The sequence below is a fragment of the Lysobacter sp. Root983 genome (assembly GCF_001429345.1).
GTDB lineage: Bacteria > Pseudomonadota > Gammaproteobacteria > Xanthomonadales > Xanthomonadaceae > Lysobacter.
In genome coordinates, this window is sequence record NZ_LMJO01000018.1 from 1 (window position 1) to 15,344 (window position 15,344).

A 15,344-nucleotide genomic window follows, 5' to 3' on the forward strand; every position below is an offset into this window, starting at 1 on the left:
GTCGCTTCGGTCTGCCGCTGCTGGAGCATCTGGATCGCTTGTACGGGCAGGCCGACGACCCGTTGAGCTACTACGCGCCGCCGAGGCTAACCAGAGCGCCGCCCCTGGTCAAACCGGCGCAGGAGCCATGGGCGTGGCCGTCGCCCCACGCCCAAAAGAAAACCCCGCAGCGCGGGGTTTTCTTCTGTTCCGGTGGTGACGACCGCTTATGCCGCCTGCACGATCCGCAGCGGATTGCGGTACTGCTTGATCAGCTCCGCTTCGCGCTCCTTGGCCTTGTGCAGGTGCGCTTCCTTGACGTGACCGTAGCCGCGGATGTGTTCCGGGATCGAGGCGATCTCGGCCGCCAGATCGGCGTTGCCGCTGTCCAGGGTGCCCAGCAGTTCGCCCACGGTGCGCTCGTAGTCGGCGATCAGCTGGCGCTCCATCTTGCGCTCCTCGGTGTAGCCGAAGATGTCGAGCTTGCCGCCGCGCAGCTTGCGCAGCTTGGCCATCCACTTGAACGCGGTGAACACCCAGGGGCCGAACTCCTGCTTGATCAGGCGGCCCTGCGCGTCCTTCTTGGCCAGCAGCGGCGGGGCGAGGTGGAACTTGAGCGTGTAGTCGCCGTCGAACTGCTGCTGCAGGCGGCGTTGGAACTCGCCGCTGGTGTACAGGCGCGCCACTTCGTACTCGTCCTTGTAGGCCATGAGCTTGAAGAAATAACGCGCGACCGCCTCGGTCAGGTCGGTCGAACCCGGCGCCTTGCGCTGCTCGGCCTCGCGCACCTTGGCGACGAAGTCGGTGTAGCGCTTGGCGTAGTTGGCGTCCTGATAGTCGGTGAGGAAGGCGACGCGGCGCGAGATCAGCTCGTCCAGCGAACGCGACAGGCGCAGGTCGTCCAGCGGCAGGAAGGCGACGTTGTCGCTGTCGGCCTGGGCCGGCACGTGGCGCAGTTCGTCTTCGTTGCGGGTCGCGCGCGGGGCCGAGGTGGCGCCCCATTCGTTGCCTTCCCACTCGCCCGGCGCCAGGTGCGGCAGGTCGTGCGGGGTGGCTTCGGCGCGGGTCTGGGCGTTGCGCACCAGGCCGGCGGCCTCGGCCACGGCGGCCGGATCGACCACCGCCAGACGACCCCAGGCGAAGGCGGTCTTGTTCATCTCGATCGCCGCGCCGTTGAGCTCGACCGCGCGCATCAGCGCGTCGAACGCGATCGGCACCAGGCCGCGTTGCCAGGCGTAGCCGAGGATGAACAGATTGGTCGCGATCGCATCGCCCATCAGCGCGGTGGCCAGCTGGGTCGCGTCGACCACGTACGGGTCCTGGCCGCCCAGCGCCAGCTTGATCGCGGCGACGATGTCGGTGGCCGGGAACTGCATGTCCGGACGCGTGGTGAAGGTGCCCGGCATCGCTTCATAGCTGTTGAGCACGACCGCACTGCGGCCGGCACGCACCTTGGACAGCGCCCAGTAGTCGTTGACCACGACCATGTCGCAGCCCAGCACCAGGTCGGCCTCGCCGGCGGCGATGCGCACGGCGTGGATGTCCTGCGGGGTCTTGGCGATGCGGATGTGGGTGGTGACCGCGCCGCCCTTCTGGGCCAGACCGGTCTGGTCGAGCACGGACGCGCCCTTGCCTTCCAGGTGACCGGCCATGCCCAGCAGCGCGCCGATGGTGACCACGCCGGTGCCGCCGACGCCGGTGATCAGGATGTTCCAGGGCTGATCCAGCGCGGGCAGCTGCGGCAGCGGCAGATCGCTGAGGCGGTCCTTGGCGTTGCTGCTCTTCTTCTTCTTCAGGCCGCCGCCGTGCACGGTGACGAAGCTGGGGCAGAAGCCGTTGACGCAGGAATAGTCCTTGTTGCAGTTGGACTGGTCGATCTCGCGCTTGCGGCCGAACTCGGTTTCCTTGGGCAGCACCGACACGCAGAACGACTTCTTGCCGCAGTCGCCGCAGCCTTCGCAGACCAGGCTGTTGACCATCACGCGCTTCTGCGGATCGACCATCTTGCCGCGCTTGCGGCGACGGCGCTTCTCGGTGGCGCAGGTCTGGTCGTAGATCAGCACGCTGACGCCCTTGACCTCGCGCAGGCGCTTTTGCACCTCGTCGAGTTCCTTGCGGTCGTAGAACTCCATCTCGCCCGGGAAGATCTCGCGCTTGCTCCACTTGGCCAGATCGTCGGACACCAGCACGATGGTCTGCACGCCTTCGCTGCGCACCTGGTGCGCGATCTGCGGAACCGACAGGGTGCCGTCGACGGGCTGGCCGCCGGTCATCGCGACCGCGTCGTTGTAGAGGATCTTGTAGGTGATGTTGACGCCGGTGGCGACCGACTGGCGGATCGCGAGCGAGCCGGAGTGGAAGTAGGTGCCGTCGCCGAGGTTCTGGAACACGTGCGGCGTTTCGGTGAACGCCGCCTGGCCCGACCAGGTCACGCCTTCGCCGCCCATGTGGGTGAAGGTGTCGGTGCTGCGGTCCATCCAGGTCACCATGTAATGGCAACCGATACCGCCCAGCGCGCGCGAGCCTTCCGGCACCACGGTGGAGGTGTTGTGCGGGCAGCCCGAGCAGTAGTGCGGCACGCGCGGGAACGCGGCGCGCGGCAGGGCCAGTTCGGATTCCTTCTCCTCCATCCAGCGCAGCACGTCGCGCATGTGTTCGCTGTCGTGGAAGCGCTGGATGCGGCGCGCGATCACGCCGGCGATGCGGGCCGGGGTGAGTTCGCCGGTGGACGGCAGGATCCACTCGCCGCTCTCGTCGTACTTGCCGACGATCGACGGACGCTGGCCGCCGTCCCAGTTGTACATCGACTCCTTCATCTGGCTTTCGATGAAGGCGTGCTTCTCCTCGACCACCAGGATGTCCTGCAGGCCGCGCGCGAACGCGCGCAGGCCGACCGGCTCCAGCGGCCAGGTCATGCCGACCTTGTAGACGCGGATGCCCAGCTCCGAGCAGGCGCGCGCGTCCAGACCCAGGTATTCCAGGGCCTGCAGCACGTCCAGGTAGCTCTTGCCGGTGGTGATGATGCCCAGGCGCGCATTCGCCGAATCGATGACCAGGCGGTCGATCTTGTTGGCGCGCGCGAACGCCTGCGCGGCCTTGACCGCGTACTGGTGCAGGCGCATTTCCTGATCCATCGGCGGATCGGGCCAACGGATGTTGAGGCCGCCCGGCGGCAACTGGAAGTCGTCGGGGGTGACGATCTGCAGCGCCAGCGGATTGACGTCGACCGAGGCCGAGGACTCGACGGTCTCGGCGATGGTCTTGAAGCCGACCCAACGGCCGGTGTAGCGCGACATCGCCCAGCCGACCAGGCCCATGTCGAGGATGTCCTGCACGCCGGCCGGGTTCAGGATCGGCATCATCGCGCTGACGAATTCGCCTTCCGAGCCGTGCGGCAGGGTCGAGGAGCGGCAGGCATGATCGTCGGCCGCCAGCGCCAGCACGCCGCCGTACTTGCCGGTGCCGGCCGCGTTGGCGTGCTTGAACACGTCGCCGGTGCGGTCCACGCCCGGGCCCTTGCCGTACCACATGCCGTACACGCCTTCGACCTTGGCGCCCGGGAACAGATTGGTCTGCTGGGTGCCCCAGACCATGGTCGCGCCCAGGTCCTCGTTGAGGCCCGGGGTGAACTTCACGCCCGCCGCCTCCAGATGCTTGCGCGCGCGCCACAGCTCCAGGTCGAAACCGCCCAGCGGCGAGCCGCGGTAGCCGGAGATGAAGCCGCCCGTGTTCAGGCCGGCGGCCTGATCGCGCAGTCGCTGCATCAGCGGCAGGCGCACCAGCGCTTGCACACCGGACAGGTAGATGCGGCCTTCCTGACGGGTGTACTTGTGGTCCAGTCCGTAGTCCGGGTCGAGGACGCTGTTGGTCAGGGCGGTGTTCGCCGACGAGGGCGAGCTGAGTTCTGCGGTGCTGGTCATGGCGGGCTCTCGCGGCGGTGCCGCGGGTGGGCTGGCGGGGGAGGGACGACGGCGTCCGGCCGGGAGCCGGCGACCGCCGGGTCCGAGCAAAGACTCGGAATTATAGCCTTTGTGCGTATGGCGGCCGCGAGGCGGCCCGCCGCGGCCGCAATGGCCGAGGCGAAGCGGGCCTGCAGGCACGCGCAATGTGGCGGTGGTTTCAACTGAAACCGATTCCGCCCGGCCGCTCGCGTTCGCCGCGCCCTGTCGCTAAGGTCGCGGCCATGCGCGTGTACCTCGACGACGAACGAACGACGCCTGACGGCTGGGTACGGGTCTATTGGCCCGACGAGGCGATCGCCTTGCTGCGCCAGGGCACGGTGACGCAGATCAGCCTGGACCACGACCTCGGCGACGACGCCCGCGGCACCGGCTACGACGTGATCGCCTGGATCGAAGAAGCGGTGGCGCTGGACGGTTTCCGCCCGCCCGCGATCGCGGTGCACTCGGCCAATCCGGCGGCGCGCTTGCGGATGGAGGCGGGGATCGCGGCGATCGTCAGGTTGGCGGCGCAGGCTACGCCCTCATCGAACGACGTGGCGAACCATTGATCGAACCGGACTCGCGCCATGCCCCAAGACCTCTATTGCTGGCGTTGCGACAGGGTCCTGCCGATGCTGACCGACGAAGAGTGGCAGTCGATGGAGCCGTTGCTGATGCGGGTCATCGAGGATGTCCAGCGCCACCGCGTCATTACCGGCGACGGCCTCGCGGCGGCGATGCAATCCGTCGACAGCCTCCGCGCGTTGAGTTTCTACGAGCGTTTGACCGGCTTCCGCGAGGCTAACCCGAATGCGCTATGGCATCACCGCGCGTCGCTGTACGGCCCGCCATGTACGAACTGCGGAAAACCCTTGCGTACGCCGCAAGCGAGTTACTGTCCGGCCTGCGGCGCGAAGCAGTCCAAGCATGTATTCGAGAAGGGCTAAGCCATGAGTCGTCCGCCCATGCCCGCTCACGCAACCGTGTTGTTCGAACTGACCGCGCGCACGCACGCCGGTAACGTCAAGCGCGTGTTGTCCGGTTACCGGCCGCTGTACGCGATCGGGGCCGACGAGTGGACCTCCAGCTATCACGAATTCATCGATGTGCCACATGTGGAAACCGGCGGCCGTGCGCGTGCGGACGTGTGGTTTCTCGCGCCGGAGCAATATCCCGGCACGCTATGGGTGGGTCGCGTGCTGAAAGTGGCGGAGGGCTCACGCGATGTGGGCGTGGCGACGGTGTTGGCGGTGCATCATTCGGTGCTCGTGCGCGATCGCCCGCTGTAAAGAGTAGGCGCTCGGTTCGGCCGCGACGTGGCGCGCGATGGACGGCCGACGTAAGATTCGAGTCGCACGCCGTCTTCGGGGAACGTCTGCGTTATGTCGATACTTGCGACTGTCCTGTTGGCCGCGGGTGCGCTGCCGGCACATGGTGAACTGCCTTCGGGTTGGCGCCCGCCGAACGCCCGCGAGCTTGCCGATCCGATGCTCCAGCAGTCGCCGAACAAATTCACCCGTGCGATCGCCGACTTCAACGCGGATGGCCGGCAAGATACAGCCTTGCTGCTCATCCGCCGTAAGTCCGGCGACGAAGCGCTCTGGGTTCATTTGTCGGATCGGGATGGCGGTTACCACTGGATCAAGCTTGATCACATCAAAGGCAGCGCAAGCCATCCGGATGCCTCCCTGGCGATGGCGATAGACGTGGAGCCGCCGGGCGTCGTCGCGTACGCTTGTTTCGATTACGCGGAAGATTGCAACTTCGGTCCTGATTCGGGCCGACCAAAACTGAAGTTGTCCTCCCCAAGTCTCATGTACTTCAGGCCAGAAAGTGCCGCCTCGCTCTACTTCTGGAGCAACTCGAAACAAAAATTTCTGCGGGTCTGGCTCAGCGACTAATACGCAGTGGTTGGCTTATGAGCATTCCGTCCTGCCGTGAACTTGCGTCGGGTACAAACGGTCTCGTCGTGGGGCCATAGACATCGAGGAACCGCATCCTGCGGGTGCTTGAGGTGCTGGGCCTCTAGCCAATCGAGGCGAGGCGCCGGGTAGGGCGATAGTGCGTTTCGCTGCGCTCAACGCACCCTGCATTCGTCGATCTTGCGCGCGGACGCTTAGGCGCGGCCGCCGATCCAGGTGCCGGTAACCCGCAAGGCTTCGTCCAGCACCACCAGATCCGCGCGATAACCCGGCGCGATTCGGCCCAGTTCGTGGCCCAGGCCGAGGAACTCGGCCGGATAGGTCGAGGCCATGCGGCAGGCCTCGTCCAGCGGCAAGCCCAGGCGCTGCACGGTGTTGCGCACCGCGCTGGCCATGTCCAGCGCGGAACCGGCCAGCGTGCCTTCGGCGGTGCTGCACTTGCCGTCGCGGCAGGTCATGGTCTGGCCGTAGAGCACGAAGTCCTCGCGCTCGCCGCCGACCGGCGGCATCGCGTCGGTGACCAGCATGATCTTGCCGCGCGGCTTGGCGGCGATGGCGATGCGCAAGGATGCATCGTGCACGTGTTCGCCGTCGACGATCACGCCGCACCAGCTGTTCGGGTCCTCGATCGCCGCGCCGACGCCGCCGGGTTCGCGGCTGCCCATCGGCGTCATCGCGTTGAACAAATGAGTCACGCCGCGCACGCCGTGGGCGAAAGCCGCGCGCAGGCGTTCGTAGTCGGCGGCGGTATGGCCGGCGCAGACCAGCACACCGCGCGCGGCCAGGGCCTGCAAGGTGGCATCGTCGAAACGTTCCGGCGCCAGCGTGAGCATGGTCTTGCCGACGCCCAGCGAGGCGATGCGGTCGAGTTCGTCCGCATCCGGGGTGTGGAACTTGTCGGGGTTGTGCACGCCCTTGCGCGCGCTGGCCAGATAGGGGCCTTCGAGGTGGATGCCTAGAATGCCCGGCACGCCTTGAGCGATCGCCTCTCGCACCGCCGCGATCGCGCGCAGCATCACCGCGACGTCGTCGCTGATCAGGGTCGGCATCAGGCCGGTGGTGCCGTAGCGGCGGTGCGCCTCGGCGATCCGGTGCAATCCTTCGACCGTGGGCGCATCGTTGAACAACACGTCGCCGCCGCCGTTGACCTGGGTGTCGATGAAGCCGGGCACCAGATAGCGGCCCTGCAGATCGACCACCTGCGCGCCGGCAGGCGCGGCGCCCGGGACCACGGCGACGATGTGGCCGTCCTCGACGATCACGCACAGATCGGATTCGAAACCGCGTTCGCTGAGCACGCGGCCGTTGACGAAGGCGGTGGCGACGGAAGCCGACATCAGACGGTCTCAGTGACCTTGTTCAGATGCGGCGGCAGATCCGGATTGTGCCCGCGCGCCACCGACAGCGCATTGGCCGCCTTGTAGAAGCTGGCCACGGTCAGCAGCGGCGTCATCGCCGGGTGCTGCGAGCGCGCCAGGGGCAGGCTGCCCGCGCCCGAGCGTCCGGGCGCGGCCAGCCATACCGGCGCGCCGCGCGCGCGGAACTCCTCGGCCACCGCTACCGTGCCGTCGCCGGTGCCGTCGTCCTGGGCGAAGGCCAGCACCGGAAAGCCGGGGCCGACGATCGCCATCGGGCCGTGCTTGACCTCGGCGCTGCTGAAGGCCTCGGCGTGCAGGCCGCAGGTTTCCTTGAACTTGAGCGCGGCTTCCTGCGCCGCGCCCAGACCCAGGCCGCGACCGACTACGAACAGATTGCGCGCGTCGACCAGGCCTTCGACCAACGGCGACCAGTCCTGTTCGAACGAGGCGCGCAACGCCTCGGGCAGGGCATGCACGGCGTTGAACAGGGTGGCGTCGTTGCTCCAGCGCGCGGTCAGCTGCAGCAGCGCCGACAGCGAGCACAGATAGCTCTTGGTCGCTGCCACGCTGGTTTCCGGGCCCGCGTGCAGGCCCAGCACCGTGTCGGCGATACCGGCCAGCGGCGAATCGAGCACGTTGACCAAGGCCACCACATGCGCGCCGGCGGACTTGGCGATCTCGGCGTTGCGCAACAGATCCGGGCTCTTGCCCGATTGCGAGATCGCCACGAACAGGGCGTCGTCGAGCTTGGGCCGGATCGCGTAGACCGAACCCACCGAGGGCGAGGCCGAAGCGGTGATCAGGCCCAGCTGGGTCTCGAACAGATACTTGCCGTAGGTCGCGGCGTGATCGGAGCTGCCGCGCGCGCAGGTGACGATGAAGCGCGGCGGGCGCTGGCGCAGGCGATCGCTGAGGTCGTCGATCGCGTCGGCGTTGGCCGCGAACTGGCGCGCGACCGCGTCGCCGGCTTCCTGCGCCTCGGCGTACATGCGCGTGCTCGTCGGGTCCAGCAGGGTCTGTGTGCTCACGGCGTGGTTTCGCTCTGCAGTTCGGCGACGAAGTCGTAGGCGTCGCCGCGGTAGAAGGATCGGGTGAATTCGACGACGCGGCCGTCGTCGAGGAAGGTGCGACGTTCGATGAACAGACCGGGCGCGCCCTCGGGCAGGCCCATCAGCCGCGCCTGCTCGGCGTCGAAGGCAATCGCGCGCAGGCGCTGCAGCGCGCGCGCCGGGCGGATGCCGAGCTTGGAGAAGGCTTCGTACAGCGAGTTCTCGACCAGGCCGGGATCGGGCAGCACCGCCAGCGGCACCACCGTGCGCTCCAGCGCCAGGGCCACGCCGTCGGCGGTGCGCAGGCGGTAGTAGCGGATCACCGAGGCGCCCGGCGACAGGTTCAGCGCCATCGCCTCCTCGGGCGTGACCTCGCCGACGCCGCGCTCCAGGAAGGTCGAGCGCGGGTCCAGCCCGCGCGCGCGCAGGTCGTCGGTGAAGCTGGTCAGGCGCGAGAAGGATTTGACGATGCGCTCGGCCACGAAGGTGCCAGCGCCCTGGCGCTGCACCAGCAGGCCGTCGGCGACCAGGCCGGCGATGGCCTTGCGCACGGTCACCCGCGACAGGTCCAGCAGCTTGCCCAGTTCGCGTTCGCCGGGCAGGGCCTGGCCGGCGGTGATCTCGCCGTTCTCGATCGCGTGCTGCAGGGTCCGGCGCAGGTGCTGGTAGGCCGGCGCGCGACGCGTCTGGGCCTGGCGGCGGAACTCGCTGACGAGGTAGGGCTCCATGGGGAAAAGATACCAGTCACAGACCACTGGCGGCAACCTGGGGCCTCTATCTCATTATAAGCGATTGATTTATCGTAAATTTGCGTAACTGGTATCTCACTGGTATCTTTACCGGTATGGTTTTGCCCATACCAGTCCGAGCCCGTCCATGAGCGTGTACTCCGTGCCGTCCCCGTCCCAGGCGCCGCATTCGGCGCCGTTGTCTCCCTTCGACCTGGTGATCTTCGGCGGCACCGGCGACCTGGCCATGCGCAAGCTGCTGCCGGCGCTGTTCCACCGCTATGCCGACGGCCAGATCGTCGCCGGCACCCGCATCGTCGCGATCGCGCGCGACAGCCAGAGCGACGACGACTACCGCGGCCGGGTGCGCGAGGCCTTGGCCCAGTTCGCCAATCTCGATGCGCGCGAGTCCGACGCCATCGACGGCTTCCTCGCATTGCTGCTGTACCGCCGCCTGGACCTGAGTTCGGACGCGGCCTGGCCGGAGTTCGCGGCCGAGTTCGCCGGCGACGAACGCGTACGCGTGTTCTACCTCGCGGTCGGGCCGGACCTGTTCGGCATCGTCGGCGACCGTCTGCAGTCGCACGGCCTGGTCGGCCCGAAGACGCGGGTGGTGGTGGAGAAGCCGCTGGGCAAGGACGGCGCCAGCGCCGACGCGATCAACGACGCGCTCGGGCGCGTGTTCGCCGAAACCCAGATATTCCGCATCGACCATTACCTGGGCAAGGAGACGGTGCAGAACCTGACCGCGCTGCGCTTCGGCAACGCGTTGTTCGAGCCGCTGTGGAAGGCCGAGCACATCGATCACGTCCAGATCACGGTGGCCGAAACGGTGGGCGTGGAATCGCGCGCGCCGTACTACGACAAGTCCGGCGCGCTGCGCGACATGGTCCAGAACCATCTGCTGCAGCTGCTGTGCCTGGTGGCGATGGAACCGCCGTCCTCGCTGGCCGCCGATGCGATCCGCGACGAGAAACTGAAGGTGCTGCGCGCGCTGCGCCCGATCGAGAACGGCAACGCGGCCCAGTACACCGTGCGCGGCCAGTACAAGGCCGGCGCGGTCGACGGCCGCGCGGTGCCGGGCTATGCGCAAGAGCTGGGTGCGCAATCGCACACCGAAACCTTCGTCGCGCTCAAGGCCGAAGTGAAGAACTGGCGCTGGGCCGGCGTGCCGTTCTATCTGCGCACCGGCAAGCGCCTGGGCGAGCGGGTGTCGGAGATCGTGGTGACCTTCCGCCAGGTGCCGCATTCGATCTTCGAAGAGCTCACCGAACAGGACCCTTCCAGCCGCCTGGCGCCGAACAAGTTGGTGCTGCGCCTGCAGCCCGACGAGGGCGTGAAGCTGTGGCTGATGAACAAGGTGCCGGGCCCGGGTGGCCTGCGCCTGCGCCACGTGCCCTTGGACATGAGTTTCGCCGCGGCCTTCGGCGGCCGTCAGGCCGACGCCTACGAGCGTCTGCTGATGGACGTGGTGCGCGGCAATCCGATGCTGTTCATGCGCCGCGACGAGGTCGACGCGGCCTGGACGTGGATCGACCCGATCCGCGCCGCCTGGGCCGCGGGCGCCGAGGCGCCGCGCCCCTACACCGCCGGCAGCTGGGGCCCCAGCGCCGCGGTGGCCCTGATCGAACGCGACGGGAGGACCTGGCATGAAGATGCAGGCTGAGCGCTTGACCGTGATCGAACCGCTGCCCCTGCCGCTGCACGAGCGCCTGTTCGAGGATGCCGAACAACTGGCGCAGGCCTTGGCCAAGCAGGTCGCGGCCGATCTGCGCGGCGCGCTCGCGCGCCACGGCGAGGCCTGCATCGCGCTGTCCGGCGGCAACACGCCCAAGCGCTTCTTCGAGGCCTTGGCGACGCAGACGCTGGATTGGGCGCGGGTGACCGTGCTGCCGGTCGACGAGCGCTGGCTGCCGCCGGAGCATCCGCGTTCCAACGAGAAGCTGCTGCGCGATCATCTGCTGCGCGACAACGCCGCCGCCGCGCGCCTGCTGCCGATGTACCGTCCCACCGAAACTCCGGAAGCGGCGCTGATGCCGGTGCTGACCAAGATCGCCAACGAAGGCCTGCCGCTGGACGTGGCGGTGCTGGGCATGGGCGAGGACGGCCATGTCGCCTCGCTGTTCCCCGACCTGGGCCGCGACAACCCGGCGCTGCGCGAGATCGGCCTGCAGCCGCGCGGACGCGCTCCGGTGATGGCGGTGCGCACCGAGGCCATGCCGGAGCCGCGCATGAGCCTGACCCTGAGCGCGATCTTCACCGCGCCGGCGCTATACCTGCATATCGAAGGCGCGAAGAAGCGTGCCTTGCTGGACGCCGTGCAGCGCGATCCGCGCAGCGTCCTGCCGATCCGCTCGGTGCTGGCGGGCGCGCCCTCGCCGCCGACCCTGTATTGGAGTCCGTGATCGCTGCGGGCTTCATAGGCAGCGCCGCCGCGGAGTTCGCCCCTCCCACCCGCGGCGCGCTGTCGCCCTATGCTGGACGACGTACCGACCCGGACCTCCATCGCCCGCGCTTCGCAGCCAACGAGTCCCCGTGAACACCTCATTGCATCCCGTAGTCGCGCAAGTCACCCAACGTATCGTCGAACGCAGCCGCGTCCGTCGCGACGCCTACCTCGCGCGCATCGACGCCGCCCAGGGCGGCGGACCGCAGCGCCGGCGCCTGTCCTGCGGCAACCTCGCCCACGGCTTCGCGGCCTGCGCGCCCGGCGACAAGCAGGCGCTGCGCTCGGGCCACGCGCCCAACCTGGGCATCGTGACCTCCTACAACGACATGCTCTCGGCGCATCAGCCGCTGGAGCGCTTCCCCGATCTGCTCAAGGCCGCCGCGCGCGAGGCCGGCGCGACCGCGCAGGTCGCCGGCGGCGTGCCGGCGATGTGCGACGGCGTGACCCAGGGCCGCGAGGGCATGGAGCTGTCGCTGTTCTCGCGCGACGTGATCGCGATGTCGACCGCGATCGCGTTGTCGCACGACATGTTCGATGCCGCGCTGTACCTGGGCGTGTGCGACAAGATCGTGCCGGGCCTGCTGATCGGCGCACTGCACTTCGGCCACCTGCCCGGCATCTTCGTGCCGGCCGGGCCGATGACCTCGGGCCTGCCCAACGACGAGAAGTCGCGCGTGCGCCAGCGCTACGCCACCGGCGATGCCACCCGCGACGAACTGCTGGAAGCCGAGGCGCGCAGCTACCACGGCCCCGGTACCTGCACCTTCTACGGCACCGCCAATTCCAACCAGATGCTGATGGAACTGATGGGCCTGCACCTGCCCGGCTCCAGCTTCGTCCATCCCAACACGCCGCTGCGCGACGCGCTGACCGCGTCGACCGCGCAGCGAGCCGCGCAGATCACCGCCCTGGGCGAGGACTATCGCCCGATCGGCCGCATCGTCGACGAGCGCGCGATCGTCAACGGCGTGATCGGCCTGCACGCCACCGGCGGCTCCACCAATCACCTGCTGCATCTGATCGCGATCGCCGCGGCGGCCGGGATCGAGCTGAGGCTGGAGGATTTCGACGCCCTGTCCTCGGCGATCCCGCTGCTGGCGCGCGTGTACCCCAACGGCAGCGCCGACGTGAATCATTTTCACGCAGCCGGCGGTTTGGCGTTCCTGATAGGCGAGCTGCTCGACGCCGGTCTTCTGCATGGCGATGTCGAGACGGTGGCCGGCCCCGGCCTTAACCGTTACCGCGTCGAAGCGCGGCTCGAAGGCGATGGGCGCATCGCCTACGTGCCGGCGACCGGCCGCAGCGGCGACCCCTCCGTACTGCGTCCGGTCGCCGAGCCGTTTCGCGCCGACGGCGGCCTGCGCGTGCTGGTCGGCGAACTCGGCACCGCCGCGATCAAGGTCTCGGCGGTGCCCGAGGACCGCTGGGTGGTCGAGGCGCCGTGCCGGGTGTTCAGCGAGCAGTACGAGGTCAAGCAGGCCTTCGAACGCGGCGAGCTCGAGCGCGACGTGGTGGTGGTGGTGCGCTTCCAGGGCCCGCGCGCGAACGGCATGCCGGAACTGCACCAGCTCACTCCCACGCTGACCGTGCTGCAAAAGCGCGGCCATCGCGTCGCCCTGGTCACCGACGGCCGCATGTCCGGCGCCTCCGGCCAAGTGCCGGCGGCCATCCACGTCACTCCCGAAGCCGCCTGCGGCGGCCCGCTGGCGCAGCTGCGCGACGGCGACGTCGTGCGCGTGGACGCTATCGCGGGCACGCTCAGCCTGCGCACCGAGGACGATTGGACCCAGCGCGAACATGCGCGCGCGGATCTGTCCTCGCACCACGTCGGCATGGGCCGCGAACTGTTCGCCGCGTTCCGCGACTACGCTGCGCCGGCGGATCGGGGGGCGGGGGTGTTTGCGCGGGAGGAGGGATAGGACCGCGTTGATGCATTAACCCTTGTCGCTATCGCACCGTTATCGCGACGTCACTACGGCCGTCATTCCCGCGAAAGCGGGAATCCAGTGACTTGGCTGTTGCGGCAATCGTGATGAGGTCGAACGCAGCCATGATGGATCTGCCGCGCTACTTCCGCCGTCATTCCCGCGAAAGCGGGAATCCAGTGACTTAAGCGCCATGTAGCGTCAACGGCGAGTGCTACGAAGAACGGCAATGCGAGCCACCTCCGTTCGAATCCATCGCAATCGCTACGACAACCCAGTCACTGGATTCCCGCCTTCGCGGGAATGACGGCAAAAAAAGCAAAAGAGATTTCGCAGCAGTCGCAGCCCCGCAAAACTGAAGCCCCCTTAGCCCCCACCTCTGGAGCCCCCATGCCCGCCCCCGTCCGCACCGCCTTCCTGTTCGACCTGGACGGCACCCTGGTCGACAGCGTCTATCAGCACGTGCTGGCGTGGAAGCAGGCCCTGGATGCCGACGGCATTCCGCTATCGGTGTGGCGCATCCACCGCAAGATCGGCATGAGCGGCGGGCTGTTCACCAACATCCTGCTGCGCGAGACCGGTATCGACATCACTGCGGAGCGGGTCGAGCGTCTGCATAAGCTGCATGCCCAGGCCTACGGCGCGCAGGCCGCGCAGATCCGGCCGCTGCCTGGCGCGGTCGAGCTGCTGGCCTACCTCAGCGAGAACGAGATTCCGTGGTCGATCGCGACCAGCGGACGCATGGAGACCGCGCGCCACAACCTGGTCGCGCTGGGCGTGGATCCGGAGAAAGTGCCGGTGATCACCCGCGACATGGTCCGCCACGCCAAGCCCGATCCCGATCTGTTCCTGGCCGCGGCCGACAAGCTGGGCGCCGACATCGAGCATTCCATCGTGGTCGGCGACAGCATCTGGGACCTGCTGGCCGCGCGGCGCGCACGCGCGCTGGGCGTGGGTCTGCTATCGGGCGGCTACGGCCAGGACGAGCTCGAGCGCGCCGGCGCGTTCCGGGTCTACGAGGACCCGGCCGACCTGCTCAAGCACATCGACGAAGTCGCCGCGCGCGCTTGAGCGTCGGCGGCGCTCGCGCGGCGACCAGCGCAACGCGCAACGAGCCGGGTGACCGCCGGGTGTGCAGCCTCTACGATGCGGTTCGCTGCGCTCACCGCATCCTGCGCCGTCGACACCGCCGCATTGCGTTTCGCTATACCAGCCGTGCATCTATCCATGGAGCTTGCAATGAACTCGATCCACGATCTGCAGGAACGCATCGCCGCCGTGCTGGCGCTGGCGCCGGTGGTGCCGGTGCTGGTGATCGAGGATCTCGCGCACGCGGTGCCGCTGGCGCGCGCCCTGGTCGCCGGCGGACTGCCCGCGATCGAGGTGACCCTGCGTACCCCGGTCGCGTTGGACGCGGTGCGTGCGATCGCCAACGAAGTCGAGGGCGCCGCGGTCGGCGTCGGCAGCGTGCGCCGGCCGGCCGATTTCGCCGCCGCGCAGAAGGCCGGGGCGACCTTCGCGGTATCGCCGGGCGCCTCGGCCAGTCTGATCGCGGCCGCGCAGTGCACCGATCTGCCGTGGCTGCCGGGCGCGGCGACCGCGTCGGAGGCGATGACGCTGGCCGATCACGGCTACCGTTATCTGAAGTTCTTTCCGGCCGAGTCCATCGGCGGCACCGGCGCCCTGCGCGGCCTGGGCGGACCGCTACCGGACCTGCGCTTCTGCGCCACCGGCGGCATCGGCCCGGACAACGCGCCGCAGTACCTGGCCCTGGCCAACGTGCCCTGCGTGGGCGGCTCCTGGGTGTGTCCGCCGGCCGCGGTGAACGCCGGCGACTGGGCCCGGATCGAAGCCCTGGCGCGCGTAGCCTCGCAACTGCGCGGCTGATCGCACGACCGCATTCCGCCTTGGGGTAGGAGCGGCGTGAGCCGCGACCGCGCAGGCCGCCGAAGATTCGCAATCGCGGCTTACGCCGCTCCCACACGAAGCCAGC

Annotated in this window: 13 protein-coding genes; 9 read left to right on the forward strand and 4 right to left on the reverse strand. The window is 68.5% G+C overall.

Translation table 11 applies throughout. The features are described from left to right. Positions 1–206: 206 nt before the first annotated feature. Entirely contained in the window at positions 207–3,899 is a 3,693-nt protein-coding gene (locus tag ASE43_RS18735; RefSeq protein ID WP_057161536.1) for an indolepyruvate ferredoxin oxidoreductase family protein, read from the reverse strand. 263 nt (positions 3,900–4,162) lie between these two features. Here ASE43_RS18735 and ASE43_RS18740 point away from each other — a divergent pair, with 263 nt between their 5' ends. From ASE43_RS18740 to ASE43_RS18755, 4 genes are all read left to right on the forward strand, one after another. Beyond that, on the forward strand, positions 4,163–4,489 hold the full coding sequence (locus ASE43_RS18740; protein WP_056177237.1) for a cyclic-phosphate processing receiver domain-containing protein: 327 nt from the start codon (positions 4,163–4,165) through the stop codon (positions 4,487–4,489). A 63-nt stretch (positions 4,490–4,552) separates the two neighbouring features. Further along, positions 4,553–4,867, forward strand: a complete 315-nt coding sequence (locus tag ASE43_RS18745) for a zinc ribbon domain-containing protein (RefSeq protein WP_157500099.1) — start codon at positions 4,553–4,555, stop codon at positions 4,865–4,867. Between the two features lie 3 nt (positions 4,868–4,870). Next, a complete protein-coding gene (locus tag ASE43_RS18750) occupies positions 4,871–5,209 on the forward strand; it encodes a hypothetical protein (RefSeq protein ID WP_235568821.1) in 339 nt (112 codons plus the stop codon). Between the two features lie 93 nt (positions 5,210–5,302). Next, positions 5,303–5,821 carry a hypothetical protein gene (locus ASE43_RS18755; RefSeq protein ID WP_157500103.1) on the forward strand — a complete coding sequence of 173 codons (519 nt, stop codon included), beginning with the start codon at positions 5,303–5,305 and terminating at the stop codon, positions 5,819–5,821. A 215-nt stretch (positions 5,822–6,036) separates the two neighbouring features. Here the strand turns inward: ASE43_RS18755 and nagA are convergent, their stop codons facing one another. From nagA to ASE43_RS18770, 3 genes are read right to left on the reverse strand one after another with little or no spacing between them, the layout of a single operon-like run. Further along, complete coding sequence (nagA, locus tag ASE43_RS18760) at positions 6,037–7,179, reverse strand: N-acetylglucosamine-6-phosphate deacetylase (RefSeq protein WP_056177226.1); 1,143 nt, start codon at positions 7,177–7,179, stop codon at positions 6,037–6,039. Continuing rightward, positions 7,179–8,189, reverse strand: a complete 1,011-nt coding sequence (locus ASE43_RS18765) for an SIS domain-containing protein (protein WP_057161594.1) — start codon at positions 8,187–8,189, stop codon at positions 7,179–7,181. The genes nagA and ASE43_RS18765 overlap by 1 nt, the downstream gene beginning before the upstream one ends. Positions 8,190–8,224: 35 nt before the next feature. After that, positions 8,225–8,977 carry a GntR family transcriptional regulator gene (locus ASE43_RS18770; RefSeq protein WP_056177222.1) on the reverse strand — a complete coding sequence of 251 codons (753 nt, stop codon included), beginning with the start codon at positions 8,975–8,977 and terminating at the stop codon, positions 8,225–8,227. 148 nt (positions 8,978–9,125) lie between these two features. Between ASE43_RS18770 and zwf the strand changes: the two genes are divergently transcribed. The 5 genes from zwf to eda all read left to right on the forward strand — a co-directional run bounded on the left by zwf (position 9,126) and on the right by eda (position 15,238). Beyond that, positions 9,126–10,643 carry a glucose-6-phosphate dehydrogenase gene (gene zwf, locus ASE43_RS18775; RefSeq protein ID WP_057161540.1) on the forward strand — a complete coding sequence of 506 codons (1,518 nt, stop codon included), beginning with the start codon at positions 9,126–9,128 and terminating at the stop codon, positions 10,641–10,643. Next, entirely contained in the window at positions 10,627–11,382 is a 756-nt protein-coding gene (gene pgl / locus ASE43_RS18780) for a 6-phosphogluconolactonase (RefSeq protein WP_057161541.1), read from the forward strand. The genes zwf and pgl overlap by 17 nt, the downstream gene beginning before the upstream one ends. A gap of 130 nt (positions 11,383–11,512) precedes the next feature. Beyond that, positions 11,513–13,345, forward strand: a complete 1,833-nt coding sequence (gene edd / locus ASE43_RS18785; protein ID WP_056177216.1) for a phosphogluconate dehydratase — start codon at positions 11,513–11,515, stop codon at positions 13,343–13,345. Positions 13,346–13,741: 396 nt separating this feature from the next. Continuing rightward, positions 13,742–14,422 carry an HAD family hydrolase gene (locus tag ASE43_RS18790; RefSeq protein ID WP_057161542.1) on the forward strand — a complete coding sequence of 227 codons (681 nt, stop codon included), beginning with the start codon at positions 13,742–13,744 and terminating at the stop codon, positions 14,420–14,422. A 168-nt stretch (positions 14,423–14,590) separates the two neighbouring features. Further along, complete coding sequence (gene eda / locus ASE43_RS18795) at positions 14,591–15,238, forward strand: bifunctional 4-hydroxy-2-oxoglutarate aldolase/2-dehydro-3-deoxy-phosphogluconate aldolase (protein ID WP_056177212.1); 648 nt, start codon at positions 14,591–14,593, stop codon at positions 15,236–15,238. The last annotated feature ends 106 nt before the right edge of the window (positions 15,239–15,344 follow it).